Below are 617 nucleotides of genomic sequence, written 5' to 3' on the forward strand. Positions count from 1 at the left end.
GTGATGTCGCCCTGGGTCGTGCTCAGGCTGGCGTTGCCGCCCACCGACAGTTGCGTGCCGGTGATGGTGTCGGTCTGGCCGTTGCCGTTGCCCTTCTGGTTGTAGTTGCCGAACGGCAGGCCCGCCGCATTGTTGAAGCTCCAGCCCTTGCCGCGGCTGTCGTTGCCGCTGGACTCGGTGGTATGCGCCACGCCCAGGTCGATGTTCTGGCTCGCCAGCAACAGCGCGTTGCCCTCGGCCGACAGTTGCGTGCCCTGGCTGGTGATCGAGCCGTCGCTGGCGAGCAGGGTCAGGTTGCCGCCGGCGCTGACCTGGCTCACCCGCGCGGTGCTGGTGCTGTCGTTCTGGTTGGCGTTGGAGCGGTGCGAACCGGCCTGGATCACCACCGGCGTCAGCGCGGCCGCGGTGCCGGCCGTATCGCCCTCGGCGCGCCGGCTGAGCTTGCCCATGGTCGAGCCGCTGTCGGGCATGTTGCTGGTCGCCGAATCGCGTGCGCTGCGATACGCCGCGGCCGGGTCGTAGGTCACGCCGATAGAGAAGCCGCTGGACTTGCTCGACTGATTGGACTGGTTGTCCACCGTGTCCTGTGCCGCGAGCAGCGCGATGTCCTTGGCCGC

Annotated in this window: 1 protein-coding gene; it reads right to left on the reverse strand. The window is 68.7% G+C overall.

Features of this window, described 5'->3' with window-relative positions:
• A partial coding sequence (locus D588_RS24700; protein ID WP_043084731.1) for a hemagglutinin repeat-containing protein occupies nucleotides 1–617 on the reverse strand: 617 nt, incomplete at both ends.

It is taken from the genome of Xanthomonas sp. SHU 308 (genome assembly GCF_000364645.1).
Classification (GTDB): domain Bacteria; phylum Pseudomonadota; class Gammaproteobacteria; order Xanthomonadales; family Xanthomonadaceae; genus Xanthomonas_A; species Xanthomonas_A sontii.